Here is a 16859-nt window from a genome sequence, read left to right as displayed (position 1 = left end):
ACGGGGCAGGCTCAATGTCTTCTCGGCAAGGCCCAGCCCAGCAGCGAGCGCTTGCGAACCATGCCGACCCCGGGCGAGGGTGCGTCCAAGGCTTCGGCGAGCCCCTTGAGCTGACGGGTCAATGGCGCCTTGGGAGCGATGTCGCGCAGAGGGCTACCCACATTGATACTGTGGCTGGCACGCTTGAAGTCGTTGGGCAGGGTATGGAGCGTCAGGCCCGGCAGGGCGTCGCTGATCGCACCGAGGCCGACGTCGTTCTTCCTGTCGTAGCGGTTGACGACCACACTGATCCGCGCCGGCGAGATACGCAGCTCATGCACAAGGATGTCGCGCAGCCGCTGGGCATCGTGGAGATGGGCCACGCTCTGCTGCATCACCATCAGCACCTGGTCGGCGTGTTCCAGCACGCAGGCGGTGGCACCGTTGAGCCAGCGCGGCAGGTCGATCACGACCTCGTCGTTGTTTCCACTCAGCACCTGAAGAAGCTGCTCGACCCGCGCCTCGGGTACCTCACCGAGCCCCAGGTGATCGCCTGGCGACGAGGCGAGAAGCGCCAGGCCGCTCTCATGGCGCTGGAGGTAAGCCTCCAGCGCCAGGCCATCGAGACTGTCGGCCGACTCCAGCGCCCGCACCAGACCGTGGTCGGGCACCAGGTTGAAATAAAGCGGCAACGAGCCGAACTGCACGTCCATGTCCACCAGTACCGTTTCGCGCTCCCGGTGGGCCAGGCGATGGGCCAGGTTGGCCGCCACCAGGCTGGCCCCAGACCCCCCCTTGGCATTGATCACCGCAGTGGTGCGCGCCACCTTCCCCGGCTCCTGCTGACGGTCGTTGGCCAGTTCGCGCAGGAACTGCATGATCTCGCTGTCATCGACCGGCGGCGAGAAGAAGTCCCTGGCGCCGGCACGCATGGCCAGGCGGATCATTTCCACGTTGCCTTTGGGACCCACCACCAGCAGTGGCGGACGTTCGCTGGCCGGGCGCTCCTGTACCGCCGTCAGCTCGGCCTCCCAGCGGTTGCCGACAAGCAGCACCAGGGCATCGGGCAAAGGGGCAACGCCCTCCAGCGGATCGACGCAGCCATTGACCATCAACACCGAGGTCACCTGGATGTTGCCCTGGCTGCACAGCAGCGCCTCCAGAGCCTTCAGCTCCTCCTGGGCCCTCCCTGCCAGCAGTATCTCGAGCCGTTTGCGCATGGTGTCACCTGCCTGTGGTCGGAATAAGTGGACCGTTCATTGTTCGGCACTGGGCGCCTGCCCACCCCCGGCAGCCGGCAAGCGATAAACGCGCATCGCCTCGGCCGCCTTGGCGCCATGCAGCGATGGCACTTCATCGCCGGGCTCATAGGTCTGGATCGCCTTGGTATGGCGCACACTGTCGCCGTAGGGTGGCAGGTCGGCCCCCGGCCGCGGTGCCATGCACGCCGTCAGGACCATGGCGAGGGCAATGATTGCCAGCCCTTGAATAGCGGACCGTGAAATAGCGGTACCCTTGCCTCGAGCACTCTCGTTCATGTGGTAATCGCTCATGGTGCGTTCCCCTTGGCTAGGCTGACGTAGCAGTAGTGAGCGGCGTTCAGAGATCATGGCCGAAGCGCCCTTCGGTACCACCTTCCGAGCTGCTCGACATCAGCTCCAGATCCAGGCTCGAGGGCCTGGGGCGCGTGCCGCCCTCCTCATCGAGGGATCTGAAGCTGCCCAGCAGGTAGAACTCGAGGTCGCTGGGGGGCACGAAGGAACCGGTAGGCAGACGCACCTGCTCGGGCGAAAAAGAACGCGCCAGTCGCGGCGTAACGAAGATCACCAGCTCGGTCTGGTCCTTGATGTACTCCTGGCTGCGAAACAGCGCCCCAAGTACGGGCACTTCGCCGAGCCCGGGGAGCTTGGAGACATTCTCGCGCAGGCTCTCGTTGAGCATGCCGGCGATGGCAATGGTCTGGCCGGTAGCCAGCTCCAGCGTGGAGCTGGCGCTGCGCTTGCTCAGGGCCGGCACGAAGAACTGGGCACTCACGCCGCTACCCACCCCGACCTGCAGGCTGTTGGCCGGCACCAGATCGGAGACCGAGACATCCACCTTTAGGTTGATGGTGCCGGAGTCCAGCACCACCGGCAGGAAGCCAAGCCCCACGCCGAACTCCTTGTGCTCGATGGCGACCTGGCCGTCGCCCTGGGGCACTGGGATGGGAAACTCACCGCCGGCGAGGAAGCGTGCCGGCTCGCCGGTCAGGGTGGTCAGGTTGGGCTCGGCAAGAATCTTGGCCACCCCTTCGCGGCTGGCCGCATCGAGCACCAGGTTGAGCAGATAGTCGCCGCGCAGATAGCTGGCGAAGATGCCGGTATCCTCAATGGTCGCGGTCGCAGGGGCAAACTCATCGACAACAGGGCCGATCGGCGTTCCGCCACCAAACACTGGCACCCGGCCCCCCAGGCCCTCGGCCCCCTCGAAGACGGCATCGGGGAAGGTGGCCCCACCGCTGACAGCCCCGCCGCGGAACGCTGACGAGCCGACATTGAAGACGTTGAAGTTGGCCTCGAGCCGCTTGACCAGCGAGCGCGACACCTCCGCCACCTTGACGTCGAGCATCACCTGCTGGGCACCGCCGACCTGCATCAGGTTGAGCACCGTCCCTTCCTCGCCGCCGGCAAAGCGCTGGGCAAGCTGCAGGGCGGTTTCCAGCCGCTGGGCACTGGATACCGAGCCACTGAGCACGATACCGTCCTGAGACGAGCGCACCTGAATGCTCTCATCGGGCAGCAGCACGTGCAGGTGACTCTTGAGCGCCTCGAGATCATGGGTCACGGTGACGTTGAGCGTACCCTGGATGTTCTCCGACTGGTCCCACAGCACCACGTTGGTGGTCCCGGTGGACTTGCCCAGCACGTACAGCTGGCGCGACCCCATCACCACCAGATCGGCGATCTCGGGATTGCCTACCGAGACCACCCGCACCGCCCGCGGGAACTGCAGCACCTGGGCCTTGTTCAGCTCCACCGCCACCGATACCGATCGCCCCTCCACCGGCATGGCCACGCTGCGCGGGCGCTCCTGCGCCTCAATATCGATGGCCCACCCCAGGATGATGGCTGCCACCAGTGTCCATAAATACCCTCTCCACACCTCGTTTCGAATGACCATGTCGATTCTCCCTGCCTGTTCGTTAGTCGCGGCGCCACCGGATATCGCCGTCTTTCTTATCCTGGCGGCACTACCGCCGGGTCTTCTGCCGCTTCTCAGGCGGCTTTCAGTTCCGCACGCTCACGGTGCTCGATTGGGTTCCGCGTATCACCGTCACCTGGCGCGGTGCCTGGGCCACGGTGGTGCGCGGTGGCGGCGGCGCGCTGCGCTCGCGGGGCGGCTCGACGTTGAGCAGCTCGCGCTGGGAGGCCAGCAGGTCGGGTGTCTCCTCCTGTTCCAGCGGATTGCGCAGGGTCAGCTGCACCTTGCCCTCCTGGGTCGCCTTGACCAGCGTCTCGGCGTCCTGGGTCGAGACTTCGAGGGTGACGGCTCGCACGATGACCGGGCCGTCGCGCTCCTGGCTGGCGATCTGGTCCACCGCCAGCACCTTGAGATTGCGCAGCACCGTCTTCGACTCGACGCTGTCGCGGCTGCCGTTGCGCTTGCTCGACACCACGTCGACGCGATTGCCCGGCAGCAGGAAGCCGGCCACGCCGACCACGTCGTCGACGCGTACGCTCATGGCGCGCATGCCGGGATCGAGCAGCGCGGCCAGCGCGCTGCCGCCCATGTGCTCGGAGACCCTGCCCGCCAGCACCACCTCGCCGGGGTAGATCACCTGGTTGCTGACCCGGCCGACGACCTGCTCGATGTCGTGGAAGCTGTTGGGAGGCACCACGTCCCTGGGCATGTTCACCATCTTGAGATCGGAGGCCTCGACCTTGCTGCCGAACGGCACCTGCAGGGCGGCCACCACCACCTGGGTGACATCGGGATCGCCTTCGTCGCCGGACTGCGTCTGCATCCAGTTCATGGCCACCCCGGCGGCCCCCAGCGCCATGACCAGCGAAAGCGAGAACATGGCGAAGATACCCTTGCGTTTCATGGTGCATCCCTCCGGTTGAGGGCGGTTTCCCCGTCTCCGGCGTCGGAGTCAGAGAAATCGCCGAAATAGGTCTGCCAGGCCCAGGCGAGTACCTCCCGGTCGGGTGCCTCGCCGCCCCAGTAGCGCAGGTGATCGACCGCCAGCCCCAGCAGATCGCGCGGATGGCAGGCCAGCAGCGGCACGCCGAGGCGCGCATGCAGCTCGAAGATCACGAAATCGACCAGAGCCGAGTCGAAGGGAATGCCGCTCTCGCGGCACTGCTGCGCCCAGACCCGCCGGTAGGCGTCCGGGTCCAGCGGTGCGAAGCGAATCTTGTAGCCGATGCGGCGCAGGAAGGCGGCATCGGCCAGCGACAGCGGGTCGAGGTTGGTGGAGAACACCAGCGCCACGTCGAAAGGCACGCTGAAGTGGTAGCCGTTGGCCAGCGCCAGGAAATCGCGACGCTCCTCGAGCGGAACGATCCAGCGGTTGAAGAGCTCGGTAGGGCTCATGCGCTGGCGGCCCAGGTCGTCGATGACCAGCATGCCATTGTTGGCCAGCAGCTGGACCGGTGCCTGGTGGATGCGGGTAGCGGCGTCGTACTGCACCTCGAGCCGCTCCATGGTCAGCTCGCCGCCGGTGACGATACAGGGGCGGTGGCAGCGCACGTAGCGGGGGTCGTGGCCATGCTGCAGGTAGAGCCGGGCCGTGGACGAGGTCTCGGCCGGGTCTTCCAGCGCCTGGTGCACAGCGGGGTCGAAGCAGCGCACCGCCTTGCCGCCCACCAGGATGGCGTGGGGCACCAGCACCTCGCCCTCCAGCAGCCTTACCAGGCGGCGGGCGATATAGCTCTTGCCAGTACCGGCATGGCCATGAATGAACATGGCGCGGCCGGAGTGCAGCCCCGGCGCCAACTGGTCGAGCAGGGCGGGGTCGATCACGGTATCGGCAAAGGCCTCTCGCACCGTGTCGCGCTGGATGCCCACCTCGCTGAGCGCCTGCTCACGTACGTGTGCACTGTACTGCTCCAGGGTGACCGGGGCCTTGCCGCTGTAGCCATCGCGGGCGAACGCCTCCAGCGCCGAGGCGCGGCCGCGGTCGGTGAGGCCGAAGCGCAGCGCCCCCGCCTCGCCCTGGCCGCGCACCTCCACCCGCCCCTCCTCGCGCAGGAAGCGGCACACCTCCTCCACCACGCTGCCGGCGAGCGCACTCTCGTGGCTGAGCTGATGCAGATCCATCACGCCCTGCTCGAACAGCTGCTTGACCAGCAGGTCGCCCAGGTAGAGCAGCGACAGCCCGGTCTCCGCCACCGTGCCGGGGCGCGGTGCCCGTCGGGCTGCCGAGCCCTCAGCATCGGCGGGGTGCAACATCGGCGCTGGCTGGAGCATGGCGAGCCTCACATTGGTTTACAAAGCGTGTTATTCCTTCGATGACCTGGCAATGGCCACTGGTCGTTTGTTATGGCTTCTCGGCGACACATCCCTATCCAACCAGCGGCCATTGCCAGAGCATCCATCCCGTCGTACCCAGTGCAATCGATATCGCAAAGGGAAACTTCTTGCCCATCACCTCGCCTTCTTTCGGCGCGATATAGAGCGGCCTTCCCGTGACGAATAGCGTCTTCATCATCAAGCCGTAGCGGTTCCAAGGGGATAAAGCCGTGCGATTTAATAATGCCGATACGGCAAACATCAGCGCGACGATTCCACCCACCACGATGCTGGTGAGACCCACCTGCAAGACACCCAATGGACCCAGGAACGTGCCGATAGAGGCCATCAGCTTGACGTCGCCAGCACCGGTAAAGCCCATCAGATAGCCCGGCATCAAAATGGCCAATCCCACTAGTAGACCGTAGATGGCGGCCAGGACACCACCGGCTCCCACTGCCCATCCTTGCAGCAGAATCCCCATGGCGGCCCCGGCCAGAATAAGGCGGTTAGGAATGCGATGGACACGTAGATCGATAAACCCAGCGACTACAACCAAAAACCAAAGCATTCCCAGCGCAGAAGTATTAGGCATTTATCTTCCTCCAAATAAGCGCCAACATCCTTATCGGCGCGACATCTTTTCTTATGATTTAGGTTGTGGTGGGACGCTTCTTTAGTTCCGTAAGTATTGCATTTAGATGAAATTTAACTTCATCTCCAATCAAAGCAAAAAGCGCAGCTCCAACGGCCACTATTAGACCACCCACCAAGGCCCACTCCACCACCTCTGTTCCCTCTTCTTCCTTCCAGAAACGCTCGATCCCTTGCATCAGCTTGTTCATGACTTTCTCCTTCTGATTGCGTCAGTAACCTTGCGAGATTCATGCATGGTTTCGTTCGGGAGCGTCGGGCCTTCCGAGCGCCCACGTGATTGAGCATCGTCGTTACAAACCAGTTACGCTTGGAGAATCCTTGCGAGCAGTGAAAGAATCTTGCGCAGGCGGGAAAAAAGGTGCGCGAAAGGGCACAGGAGACGCATTCCTTGAGAAAAATGTACAAGGCTTATACGATCAAAAGCACAAGGTAGAACCATCGTTGTGAATTTGTTGTCACATTCGCTGCCGCCAGAACGAGTAGGCTGGTAAGGAAAGGCGACGGATGCGCCCCCTGCGACTGCCGAATCATCACAAGAGCCCCCATGAACACATCGCGCCCTCTTCTCTTTGTTTCCCGGCGGCTGGCCTCGCTGGCCGGCCTGGCGTGGCTGGCCGCCAGCCTCGCCCTGGCCGCCCCGCTGCCCGCGGCGGCCCAGGAGCGCACCGCGGTGATCGGCGCCCGCGCCGAGCTGCAGCCCTGGTCCGACCCGCTGGAGGCGCTCGGCACCCTGCGCGCCGACGAGAGCGTGACGCTCTCGGCCACGGTGACCGAGATCGTCGCCGAGCTGAACTTCACCGATGGTGAAGCAGTGGAGGCCGGCCAGCTGCTGATCCGGCTGGAAGATAGCGAGGAGCGCGCCCAGCTGCGCGTCGCCCAGGCCCTGCGCGACGAGCGCCGCGGCGCGGTCGACCGCTTGAGCCAGCTGCAGAGCCGCAACATGGCGCCGCGGGCCGACGTGGAAGACAGCCAGGCGCGCCTGCGCCAGGTGGAAGCCGAGATCCAGGCGCTGGAGGCGCGGTTGACCAACTACCGTCTGCGCGCGCCCTTCGACGGCGTGGTGGGCTTTCGCAACATCAGCCTGGGCAGCCTGGTCACTCCCGGCACCGAGCTGGTCACGCTGGACAAGCTCGACGTGATGAAGCTCGACTTCAGCGTGCCGGAAGTCTACCTGGCGATCCTCGCGCCGGGGCTGCCGCTCAGCGCACGCAGCGTGGCCTTTCCCGACGAGATCTTCGAGGGCGAGGTGGCCAGCGTCGGCTCCCGGGTCGACCCCGTCAGCCGCAGCGTCACGGTGCGCGCCGAGCTCGACAACCCCGAGCTGCGCCTGCGCCCGGGCATGCTGATGGAGGTCGTGCTGCAGCGCCGCCCGCGCCAGGCCGTGGTGGTGCCCGAGTCGGCGCTGATCCCCAGCGGCGACCGTCAGTACGTGCTGGTGATCGACGAGGCCGACGAGAATCGCCTGGAGCGCCGCGAGGTGCAGGTCGGCGAGCGCCGCACCGGCCAGGCCGAGATCCTCGAGGGGCTCGAGCCCGACGAACTGGTGGTCTCCCACGGGGTACAGCGCGCCCGCGAGGGCGATCGGGTGCGGCTGCTGGGCATCGCCAGCGAGGAGAGTTCGATCCGCGAGATTCTCGAGGCGAATCGCGGTGAGGGAGAGGCCTGATGCGCCTGTCCGACGTTTCCGTCCAGCGGCCGGTGCTGGCGACGGTACTGGCGCTGCTGATCGTCGCCTTCGGCCTGCTCTCGCTGCAGCGGCTCTCGCTGCAGGAGTATCCCTCCATCGACCCGCCGGTGATCAGCATCGACACCCGCTACCCCGGCGCCGCGGCCAACGTGGTCGAGTCGCGCATCACCCAGGTGCTGGAGGACCGCATCGCCGGCATCGAGGGGATCGAGGTGGTGACCTCGTCGAGCGAGGACGGCCACTCGCGGATCAATATCGAATTCGGCCTCGAGATGGACATCGATGCCGCGGCCAACGACGTGCGCGACCGCATCAGTGGCGCCCAGCGCAACCTGCCTGACGACGCCGAGCCACCCGAAGTGCAGAAGACCGACTCCAGCGAGGATGTCGTGCTGTGGCTGAGCCTCTCCGGCGAGGGCTACTCCATACCGGAGCTGACCGACTACGCCAACCGCTACCTCGCCGATCGCCTCTCGGTGCAGCCCGGCGTGGCCCGGGTGCGCGTGGGCGGCGGCAGCGACTACGCCATGCGCGTATGGATCGACCGCAACGCCCTGGCCGCGCGAGACCTCACCGCCGGCGACGTGGAAATCGCACTGCGCGCCGAAAACGTCGAGCTGCCCGCCGGCGCGATCGAATCCCGCGAGCGCCAGTTCATCGTGCGCCTGCCACGCGCCTTCGCCGTAGCGGAAGATTTCCAGCGCCTGGCCATCGGCCAGGGCAGCGATGGCTATCTGATCCGCCTGGGCGACGTGGCCCGGGTCGAGGTCGGCTCGGTGGACGATCGCTCGATCTTCCGCGCCAACGGCGTGCCGATGGTGGGGCTCGGCATGATGATGCAGTCCACTGCCAACGTGCTGGAACTCTCCCAGGGCGTCCAGGCGGAGATGCAGCGGCTGCAGGTCACCCTGCCCGAGGGCATGGAGCTGAGCCTCAACTTCGACGCCTCGGTGTTCGTGGCAGGTGCCATCGAACAGGTGGTGCTGACGCTGTTCATCGCCATGGGGCTGGTGGTGGTGGTGATCTTCATGTTCCTCGGCAACGTGCGTACCACCCTGGTCCCCGCGGTGACGGTGCCCATCGCCATTGTCGGTTCGTTCATCGCGCTGGCGGTGATGGGGTTCTCGATCAACCTGCTCACGCTGCTGGCACTGGTGCTGGCCATCGGGCTGATCGTCGACGACGCCATCGTGGTGCTGGAGAACATCAACCGCCGCATGCACGACTACGGCGAGACGCCGCTGGTGGCGGCCTTCCGCGGCACCCGCCAGATCGCCTTCGCCGTGATCGCCACCACCCTGGTACTGATCGCGGTGTTCGTGCCGCTCAGCTTCCTGCAGGGCAACGTGGGCCGCCTGTTTTCCGAGTTCGCCCTGACCATGGCCGCGGCAGTGGCCATCTCCAGCCTGCTGGCGCTGACCCTCACGCCGATGATGGCCTCGAAGATCCTGAAGCCGGGCATGGACGACAGCCTGGCAGCGCGTGGCGTGCAGTGGCTGCTCGAGCGCTCGCAGCGCCTCTACCGTACGCTGCTCGAAGCGGTGCTCAAGGCGCGCCTGGCCGTGCTGGCGGTGTTCGTCGCGCTGGTGGTCGCCACCCTGTGGATGGCCGAGCGGCTGCCCAACGAGTACACCCCGCGCGAGGATCGCGGCAACTTCTTCATCCTGATCAACGGGCCGGAGGGCGCCACCTTCGACTACATGATGGACTACATGGACGAGATCGAACTGCGCCTGCAGCCGCTGGTGGATACGGGCGAGCTCGAGCGCGTGGTGGTGCGCGCCCCGCGCGGCTTCGGCAACATCGAGAACTTCAACGGCGGCTTCGCCATCATCAACCTGGCCGAGTGGGGGGAGCGACGCAGCGCCTGGGAGATCATGGACGACGTGCGCCGGCGCCTGGCAGACCTGCCCGGCATCCAGGCCATCCCGGTGATGCGCCAAGGCTTCGGCCAGCGCGTGCAGAAGCCGGTGCAGTTCGTGCTCGGCGGCGGCACCTACGAACAGCTCGCCGAGTGGCGCGACCTGATGCTCGAGCACATTCGCGAACACAACCCGCGCCTGTCAGACCTGGAGAGCGACTACCGCGAAACCCAGCCGCAGCTGCGGGTGGACATCGACTACGAGCGCGCAGCATCGCTCGGGGTCACGGTAAGCGAGATCGGGCGCACCCTGGAGGTCATGCTGGGCGGGCGCAACGTGACCCGCTACGTCGACAACGGCGAAGAGTACGACGTCATCGTCGAGGGCGACCGCGCCAGGCAGAACAGCCCGCGCGCGCTGGACAACATCCAGGTGCGCTCGGCCCGCTCGGGCGAGCTGATTCCCCTGGCGAGCCTGGTGACACTGACCGACTTCGCCGGCGCCAGCACGCTCAACCGCTTCAACCGGATCCGCGCCATCACCATCGAGGCCAACCTGGAGGGCGGCTATCCGCTGGGCGAGGCCCTCGAGTACCTGGAGCGGACGGCCGCCGAGATCCTCCCGCCGGAAGCCCAGACCAACGTGGCCGGCCCCTCGCGGGATTACCGCGAGGCCAGCGGCGCCACCACCTTCCTGCTGGTGCTGGGCGCGCTGGTGGTGTTCCTGGTGCTGGCGGCGCAGTTCGAGAGCTTCGTCCATCCCTTCGTGATCATGCTCACCGTGCCGCTGGCGATGAGCGGCGCCCTGCTCGGCCTGCTGCTCACCGGCCAGTCGCTCAATATCTACAGCCAGGTGGGCCTGGTGATGCTGATCGGGCTGGCGGCCAAGAACGGCATCCTGATCGTGGAGTTCGCCAACCAGCTGCGCGACCAGGGCCTCGCCTTCCGCGACGCCCTGCTCGATGCCTCGGTGACCCGCCTGCGGCCGATCCTGATGACCGCCGTGACCACCATGGCCGGCGCCATTCCGCTGATCGTCTCCAGCGGTGCGGGCTCCGAGGCGCGCATGGTGATCGGCACCGTCATCATGGCAGGCGTGGCGGCCGCCACCTTCTTCACCCTGTTCGTGGTGCCGGTGGCCTACGACCTGCTGGCCCGCCGCACCGGTTCGCCCGGCGTGATCCGCCAGCGCCTGGAAGAAGAGATGGCACGCGCGCCGAACCCGTAACCCGATATGGCGAGCGCCGGGGCCACGAGCGCGCCGGCCCCGCTCAGTCAATGCCGGCGCACCTTGGGCACGAACTGCCGCGCAAACTGCTTGAACGAGGCCTTGACGGTACCCAGCGCCTCCGGATCGCCGTGCAGCAGCGCCGACATGTAGGCCTGGGCCTGCTCACGCTTGATATGGGGCGGAATCGGCGGAATGTTGGGGTCGGTGACGACCTCCAGCACCACCGGGCGGTCGGCCGTCAGGGCGCGATCCCAGGCACCGGCCAGGGCCTCGGGCTCGGTGACCTTGATCCCCTTGAGACCGATCAGGTCGGCATACTCGGCATAAGGGAAGTCGGGGATGTTCTGCGACGCCTCGTACTTCGGGTCGCCCTCCATCACGCGCATTTCCCAGGTCACCTGGTTGAGGTCCTGATTATTGAGGACCATGACGATCAGGCGTGGATCGGCCCACCGCTGCCAGTACTTGGCAACGGTGACAAGCTCCGCACAGCCGTTCATCTGCATCGCCCCATCGCCGACCAAGGCGATGGCGACGCGATCCGGGTAGGCAAACTTGGCGGCAATGGCATAAGGCACGCCATTGCCCATGGAGGCCAGGCCACCGGAGAGCGAGGCCATCATGCCGCGGCGCAGCTTGAGGTCACGCGCATACCAGTTCGCCGCGGAGCCGGAATCGCTGGTCAGGATGCAGTTGTCGGGCAGCTTCGGCGACAGTTCCCAGAAAACGCGCTGTGGGTTGACCGGGTCGGCTTCGGCCATGGCACGCTGCTCGAGCACCTCCCACCACTGGGCAACGCTCTTCTCGATATGCTCGCGCCAGTCGCGGTCGGTCTTTTGCTCGAGATGCGGTAGCAAGGCCTGCAGCGTACCCGCACTGTCGCCGACCAGATTCACTTCCATCGGGTATCGAATGCTCAGCATGCGCGGATCGATGTCGATCTGTACGCCGCGCGCCTGCCCCTCCTCGGGCAGGAATTCGGAATAGGGAAACCCCGAGCCGATCATCAGCAGCGTGTCGCAGTTGGCCATCAGCTCCCAGCTGGCGTTGGTTCCCAGCAATCCGATCGAGCCTGTCACGAAGGGCAAGTCGTCGGGCAGCGCCGCGCGTCCGAGTAGCGCCTTGGCGACCCCGGCGCCGAGCCGCTCCGCCACCTGAATCACCTCGTCGACGGCGCCCAGCGCCCCGGCACCCACCAGGATGGCGACTCGCTCGCCCTCGTTGAGCACGGCGGCGGCGCGCCGCAGCTCCTCTTCATGAGGCACCACGCGCGGCCGCGCATAGCCGACCCCCGAGTGGACGGTGCCGTGGGCATGCGCTGGCGTTTGTACTGCCGGCTGAGACTGCAGGTCGTTGGGTATGACGATGGCGGTCACGGTGCGCTCCGACAGCGCGATACGCATCGCGCGGTCGATCAGATGACGGACCTGGGCGGGACTGGTCGCCATGTAGACGAATTCGTGGGCAACATCCTTGAACAGCGAGACGAGATCCACCTCCTGATGGTACTCGCCCCCCAGCGCGGCCCTCGCCTGCTGGCCGACGACCGCAACCACGGGCTGGTGATCCTTCTTGGCGTCGTAGAGCCCATTGAGCAGATGGATGGCCCCCGGTCCGGATGTCGCTGTACAGACCCCGACCTCGCCGGTGAACTTGGCATGAGCGCAAGCCATGAACGCCGCCATTTCCTCGTGGCGCGTCTGGATGAACTCGAAGCGGTCGCCCGCTCGGTTCAGAGCCCCCATGATCCCGTTGCTGCCGTCGCCTGGATACCCGTAGATGCGCTTGACGCCCCACTCGCCCAGACGGCTGATGATGAAGTCGCTGACCAGTTCACTCATAGCTGCCCTCCGATAGCATCGACAGTGCTCGGCTTCGGACTCCCGGCACATTCCTTCCATGAAAGACACTAGAGCTATAGCCAGAGGATTCGGGATGGTCAACGTGACATGACGAGCGGCCTGGTGGCGTTCATTCGTCCCGTTGCGGACGGAAGCGGCAAGAAAGAATCGGCATGACTTCCAGCCTGATGCGCATGCAAAGGGCCACCCCAAGGGTGGCCCCGTCATGATCCGGCTCGGCCATGCCCTCAACAGTCGCCGAGTCGCTCGCCCTCGATGCTGGTCTCCAGCAGCATCTGCCCCATGGGCGATTCGGTGTCGATGTTCACGCTGCCCTCGACGCGCTCGCCCAGGAAATCCATGCGGCCGTCGATATTGGCCTCGCCACCGTCGGCGCGGCAGATCATCTTGTAGTCAACCCCATCCGCCGAGACGTTGTGCTCGAGCAGCTCACAGCCCTCCTCCACTTCGAGGAACTGGAAATCGGCGTCGTCCAGGTCGCCCTGGGCGATGCATTCCTGGTGGCTGTCGGTCTGGTCGGGAATCGGCACGTCGCCCTTGACGGTCGTCGTGCTGGAAAACTGCCACTGACCCGGCACGATGTTGGGTGACTCGGCCATGGCCGTGAGCGGCAGGATCAGCACGGCGGCGGCAAGCAAGGGTCTAAAGGACATGAAAGGTCTCCGTTGTGAATGATCGTGGTGAAGAAGCACGCTTCTCTGCGACTCGACACGCCCAGCTTACCCCAGCGGCCGCAGGAAGAGGAGGAAACGCGACTCGTGCCTGACTTGGCTCAGGGGAGCGTGGCGCTGGCCTGCTCGCCCAGGGCCAGCTCCTCCAGCGCCAGCGGGCGGCCGAACAGATAGCCCTGGAAGGCCTCGCAGCCATGCTCCAGCAGCCAGCGGTGCTGCGCCTCCGTCTCGACGCCCTCGGCCGTGACCTCGAGCCCGAGGCTGTTCGCCAGGGTGATGGTAGTGGTGACGATGGCGGCATCGACCGGATCGTCGAGCACGCCGTCGATGAACGACTTGTCGATCTTGAGCTCGTCCAGGGGGAGCCGCTTCAGGTAGTTCAGCGACGAATAGCCGGTGCCGAAATCGTCGAGGGAGAAGCGGATGCCGAGCTTGCTGAGGCGCAGCATGATGTTGCGCACCCGCTCCGGCTCTTCCATCAGCAGGCTCTCGGTGACCTCGAGGACCAGGCGCGCGGGATTGGCCCCCGTTCCCTCCAGGGTGTGCTGCACGCGGGCGACGAAGTCGGGCTGGTGAAACTGCACCGAGCTGACGTTGACCGAGATCGTCAGCGCTTCCTTGCCGCGCTCATGCGACCAGGCGGCCAGTTGACGGCAAGCGGTCTCCAGCACCCAGTAGCCGATCGGCAGTATCAGCCGGTTCTTCTCCGCCAGCGGAATAAATAGGCCGGGGGGGACCAGGCCACGGCGCGGGTGCTCCCAGCGAATCAGCGCCTCGACGCCGGTCACCCTGGCGCGGTCGTCCACCTGGACCTGGTAGTGCAGGCGCAGCTCGTCGCGGGCCAGCGCCTGGTGCAGGTCGGCCTCGAGATGGACCCGCTCCATCACGTCGGCCTGCATGTCGGCGTTGAAGAAACGCAGGGTATTGCCGCCCGCCAACTTGGCCTGCTGCAGGGCCATGTCGGCCTGGCGCATGGCGCTGTCGACGTTGGCCTGGCCGTTGGCAAACAAGGTGATGCCAATGCTCGCCGAGATCGGCAGGGCCAGTACCTGTTCGTCGTCGGCCTGGGCGCTCGTGATCTGGCCCAGCAACTTCTCGGCCACGCGTTCGGCGGCATGGGCCGCCTGCTCCACGTCGAGGCCGAGGTCGTGAATGAGCAGCACGAACTCATCGGCCCCCAGCCGCGCCAGGGTGTCGCTCTCGCGCACGACCTCTTCCAGCTTCTGCGCCACCCGGCGCAGGAAGCGGTCGCCCCGCTGCAACCCCTGGGTCTCGTTGATGACCTTGAAGTCGTCCAGATCGATGAACAGCAGGGCCGCGTAGCGCTCGCTGCGACGTGTGCCCTTGACCACCATCTCCAGGCGATCGAGCAGCAGGCGCCGGTTGGGCAGCCCGGTCAGCGAATCGTAGAAGGTCAGCCGGTGCTTGCTCTCCTGGATCTCGCGATACTCGGTGACGTCGGTGGAGATCCCGCAGAGTGCATGAATCGAGCCATCGGCCCGGCGCAACGGCAGCTTGATCGACAGGAAGGTGACGACTTTCTCGCCCTGCTCGATGACCCGCCGGTCATTGAAGTGCAGCTCCGCCGCCGTGACCGAATCGAAGAGATCACGGTCGGTCTTGCCCAGGACCGACTCGGCCGGCAGTCCGACGAGCTCGCAGCCCTTGCGATTGACGTATTGGTAGCGGAAATCGCTCGACTTGACGTAGATGCAGGCGTCGAGGCTGTCGAGAATGGTGGTCAGCTCTTCGCGGCTGACCCGCAGCCGCTCGACTTCACTCAGCAATCTGCGGCGGTATGCCAGACCGGCCAGTGCCAGAACCGGCGCCACGACCAGCGCCGCCACGCTCCAGCCGACGGCCGGCATGGCCCCCAGCCCCGCCGAGGCGAACGCCACCGACGGCAGGCCGGCCGGCAGCCCGGCGAGCGTGAATCGACGAGCCCTGGCTCGCCAGTCTGAATTGGACATCCCGTCACCCGTTGAAAGGATACGCATGGTTATAGCAGATCATTCTAAAATAACTGATCAACGCTAGCGATGCGCTCGCTTTCGCCGACCCGCTCTGCTCTACGGCGCCGCCCCTTCGCTCCCATGGCAGCCGACTCTCCATCATCACCCCGCGGGCAATGAAGCGAAAGCAAAGAATCAGCGCCTGGATGGCGGCTTTTTCAGGCTTGGGGGAACGTAAGCGTTACGATAGCGAGCCAAAGCAAAGAGGATCTGTCTAAAGGTAGGAATAGGTAGAGAGCCCGGCCTTGCGGCCGGGCGAACCCTTGCGTCCTTGCCGCTCTCCCGGTCATCCTCACCGGGCATCCTTGGGGTGGCGTCTTCCTGACCCGGCTTCCTTGCGGAGCTTCCTTGCCCTTATCGACAGCATGGCAGCCTTCCAGCAAAACACCGTTAACCTGAGATAAGTTCTCTTGTAGGAAATAACCGACAAGCGGTGTAGGAAAAATACCTACAACAGGAGCATGAGCCTTTACCTCATGCCTGAAGATTGGCGCCTTCCTCCGGCCGCCCCCTGCATGCTGAATGTCACCCCACACCGAGACGCCGGCAATGAGGCCCAGAAGCACGTTCCGTGTCACCCCCATCCGAATTGCATGCAATCTTCGACCAATGTCGCGTTAATGGCCCGAGGAATTCGTTTCTATAGTCTAGATTGCATGCAATCTGTGAGACGACGATGACGCAACCTGCCATTGCCGAAACACCTCGTGCGGTGCGAACCGCCACCGCCGAGGTCCACAACGTGGTCAAGCAACGAATCCTCGACGGCCACTACCGAGCCAGGGAGTACGTGCGCGAGGCCAGCGTCGCACGAGAGCTCGGCGTGAGCCGCACCCCGGTACGCGAGGCGCTACGCGAGCTGGTATCCGAGGGTTGGCTGGAGGCGATTCCGCACCACGGTGCACGGGTTGTGGCCTGGACCGAGCGGGACGCTCGCGAGGTCTTCGAACTGCGCCTGGTGCTCGAGCCCATGGCCGTGAGGCTGGCCAGCGAGCGGATGGAACGAACCCGCCTGGTGTATCTCGAAACACTGGCCAACCGCATGGAAGCCCTCGTCGAGCGCATCGAGCGGGAACCGGAAATGCGCAACGAGATCGCACGGCTCAACCACGAGTTTCACCGAGAGCTGATCGCCGCGAGCGACAACCAGCGCCTGGCAGCGGTGCTCGACGGCGTGGTGCGGACCTCGGTGATCCGGCGCAACTTCGGTAACTACGACCTGGCCAACCTGCGCCGCAGCATGCGCCACCATCGTGAGATCCTCGAGGCGATCGCCGCCGGCAGCCCCACCTGGGCCGAGAGCGTGATGCGCTCCCATCTGCTGGCCGCTCAGGCCCTGCACGTGCGATTCCCCGACGCGCCTGACGACCCACAGGCACTTCCCGGCTGATCCAGCCCCAGCGAGA

Annotated in this window: 13 protein-coding genes; 3 read left to right on the top strand and 10 right to left on the bottom strand. The window is 65.5% G+C overall.

Annotation, left to right across the window (positions count from 1 at the left end):
• Positions 1-11 precede the first annotated feature (11 nt).
• The 7 genes from I4484_RS07740 to I4484_RS07710 all read right to left on the bottom strand — a co-directional run bounded on the left by I4484_RS07740 (position 12) and on the right by I4484_RS07710 (position 6317).
• Positions 12-1199 carry an AAA family ATPase gene (locus I4484_RS07740; RefSeq protein ID WP_197450382.1) on the bottom strand — a complete coding sequence of 396 codons (1188 nt, stop codon included), beginning with the start codon at positions 1197-1199 and terminating at the stop codon, positions 12-14.
• 36 nt (positions 1200-1235) lie between these two features.
• Positions 1236-1532: a hypothetical protein gene (locus I4484_RS07735; protein ID WP_197450381.1), complete on the bottom strand. Its 297-nt coding sequence runs from the start codon at positions 1530-1532 to the stop codon at positions 1236-1238.
• A gap of 46 nt (positions 1533-1578) precedes the next feature.
• Positions 1579-3093 carry a type II and III secretion system protein family protein gene (locus I4484_RS07730; protein WP_254799128.1) on the bottom strand — a complete coding sequence of 505 codons (1515 nt, stop codon included), beginning with the start codon at positions 3091-3093 and terminating at the stop codon, positions 1579-1581.
• 151 nt (positions 3094-3244) lie between these two features.
• Positions 3245-4063, bottom strand: coding sequence for a Flp pilus assembly protein CpaB (cpaB, locus tag I4484_RS07725; RefSeq protein ID WP_197450379.1), 819 nt, complete (start codon positions 4061-4063; stop codon positions 3245-3247).
• The gene (locus tag I4484_RS07720; RefSeq protein WP_197450378.1) at positions 4060-5430 is read right to left on the bottom strand and encodes an AAA family ATPase; all 1371 of its coding nucleotides are present in this window, start codon (positions 5428-5430) and stop codon (positions 4060-4062) included. The genes cpaB and I4484_RS07720 overlap by 4 nt, the downstream gene beginning before the upstream one ends.
• Positions 5431-5524: 94 nt before the next feature.
• Entirely contained in the window at positions 5525-6067 is a 543-nt protein-coding gene (locus I4484_RS07715) for a prepilin peptidase (protein WP_234283518.1), read from the bottom strand.
• A gap of 58 nt (positions 6068-6125) precedes the next feature.
• A complete protein-coding gene (locus tag I4484_RS07710; RefSeq protein WP_197450377.1) occupies positions 6126-6317 on the bottom strand; it encodes a Flp family type IVb pilin in 192 nt (63 codons plus the stop codon).
• Positions 6318-6673: 356 nt separating this feature from the next.
• Between I4484_RS07710 and I4484_RS07705 the strand changes: the two genes are divergently transcribed.
• Both I4484_RS07705 and I4484_RS07700 read left to right on the top strand, forming a co-directional pair.
• Entirely contained in the window at positions 6674-7795 is a 1122-nt protein-coding gene (locus tag I4484_RS07705; RefSeq protein ID WP_197450376.1) for an efflux RND transporter periplasmic adaptor subunit, read from the top strand.
• Positions 7795-10905: an efflux RND transporter permease subunit gene (locus I4484_RS07700; RefSeq protein WP_197450375.1), complete on the top strand. Its 3111-nt coding sequence runs from the start codon at positions 7795-7797 to the stop codon at positions 10903-10905. Before I4484_RS07705 ends, I4484_RS07700 begins: the two co-directional genes overlap by 1 nt.
• A 47-nt stretch (positions 10906-10952) precedes the next feature.
• On the opposite strand, the gene I4484_RS07695 is transcribed toward I4484_RS07700, so the two are convergent.
• The 3 genes from I4484_RS07695 to I4484_RS07685 form a co-directional block, all read right to left on the bottom strand.
• Complete coding sequence (locus tag I4484_RS07695; RefSeq protein WP_197450374.1) at positions 10953-12749, bottom strand: thiamine pyrophosphate-requiring protein; 1797 nt, start codon at positions 12747-12749, stop codon at positions 10953-10955.
• A gap of 248 nt (positions 12750-12997) precedes the next feature.
• Positions 12998-13423, bottom strand: coding sequence for a DUF3617 family protein (locus I4484_RS07690; RefSeq protein ID WP_197450373.1), 426 nt, complete (start codon positions 13421-13423; stop codon positions 12998-13000).
• Between the two features lie 119 nt (positions 13424-13542).
• On the bottom strand, positions 13543-15411 hold the full coding sequence (locus I4484_RS07685; RefSeq protein WP_234283519.1) for a bifunctional diguanylate cyclase/phosphodiesterase: 1869 nt from the start codon (positions 15409-15411) through the stop codon (positions 13543-13545).
• A gap of 718 nt (positions 15412-16129) precedes the next feature.
• Between I4484_RS07685 and I4484_RS07680 the strand changes: the two genes are divergently transcribed.
• A complete protein-coding gene (locus tag I4484_RS07680) occupies positions 16130-16843 on the top strand; it encodes a GntR family transcriptional regulator (RefSeq protein WP_197450372.1) in 714 nt (237 codons plus the stop codon).
• Positions 16844-16859: the final 16 nt, after the last annotated feature.

It is taken from the genome of Halomonas sp. SS10-MC5 (assembly GCF_015992245.1).
Taxonomy (GTDB): Bacteria; Pseudomonadota; Gammaproteobacteria; order Pseudomonadales; family Halomonadaceae; genus Halomonas; species Halomonas sulfidoxydans.
The sequence above is the reverse complement of the archived record's forward strand: the minus strand, read 5'-3'. Positions and strand labels throughout refer to the sequence as shown.